At 51.4% G+C, this 1,365-nt stretch carries 1 rRNA gene (cut by a window edge); it reads right to left on the bottom strand.

Annotation, left to right across the window (positions count from 1 at the left end):
* Positions 1 to 15: 15 nt before the first annotated feature.
* Positions 16 to 1,365 (bottom strand): 23S ribosomal RNA (locus O3298_RS29080); it runs 1,260 nt beyond the window's last position.

The raw sequence follows: 1,365 nt of genomic DNA, 5'->3' as shown, positions 1-1,365 counted from the left end.
ACCTGCTAAGGTTATAGGGACAAGCCGTACGGGCAATTAGTACTGGTTAGCTTAATGCATTACTGCACTTCCACACCCAGCCTATCAACGTCCTGGTCTCGAACGACCCTTCAAAGAGCTCAAGGCTCTGGGAAATCTCATCTCAAGGCAAGTTTCCCGCTTAGATGCTTTCAGCGGTTATCTCTTCCGAACTTAGCTACCCGGCAATGCCACTGGCGTGACAACCGGTACACCAGAGGTTCGTCCACTCCGGTCCTCTCGTACTAGGAGCAGCCCCCTTCAAATTTCCAACGCCCACGGCAGATAGGGACCAAACTGTCTCACGACGTTTTAAACCCAGCTCACGTACCACTTTAAATGGCGAACAGCCATACCCTTGGGACCGGCTACAGCCCCAGGATGTGATGAGCCGACATCGAGGTGCCAAACTCCCCCGTCGATATGAACTCTTGGGAGGAATCAGCCTGTTATCCCCAGAGTACCTTTTATCCGTTGAGCGATGGCCCTTCCATACAGAACCACCGGATCACTATGTCCTACTTTCGTACCTGCTCGACTTGTCAGTCTCGCAGTTAAGCACGCTTATGCCATTGCACTATCAACACGATGTCCGACCGTATCTAGCGTACCTTCGAACTCCTCCGTTACACTTTAGGAGGAGACCGCCCCAGTCAAACTGCCTACCATGCACTGTCCCCGATCCGGATAACGGACCAAGGTTAGAACCTCAAACAAACCAGGGTGGTATTTCAAGGTTGGCTCCACGAGAACTAGCGTCCCCGCTTCAAAGCCTCCCACCTATCCTACACAGATTGGTTCAAAGTCCAATGCAAAGCTACAGTAAAGGTTCATGGGGTCTTTCCGTCTAGCCGCGGGTAGATTGCATCATCACAAACATTTCAACTTCGCTGAGTCTCGGGAGGAGACAGTGTGGCCATCGTTACGCCATTCGTGCAGGTCGGAACTTACCCGACAAGGAATTTCGCTACCTTAGGACCGTTATAGTTACGGCCGCCGTTTACTGGGACTTCAATCAAGAGCTTGCACCCCATCATTTAATCTTCCAGCACCGGGCAGGCGTCACACCCTATACGTCCACTTTCGTGTTTGCAGAGTGCTGTGTTTTTATTAAACAGTCGCAGCCACCAGTTTATTGCAACCCTTTCACCCTCATGGAGTAAACCAATCAAGCTACCGGGGCGTACCTTTTCCCGAAGTTACGGTACCAATTTGCCGAGTTCCTTCTCCCGAGTTCTCTCAAGCGCCTTAGAATACTCATCTCGCCCACCTGTGTCGGTTTGCGGTACGGTCTCGTATGACTGAAGCTTAGAGGCTTTTCTTGGAACCACTTCCGATTGCTTCGTG

It is taken from the genome of Janthinobacterium sp. SUN137 (assembly GCF_030587265.1).
In the GTDB taxonomy this organism is placed as follows: Bacteria; Pseudomonadota; Gammaproteobacteria; order Burkholderiales; family Burkholderiaceae_D; genus Janthinobacterium; species Janthinobacterium kumbetense.
The sequence above is the reverse complement of the archived record's forward strand: the minus strand, read 5'-3'. Positions and strand labels throughout refer to the sequence as shown.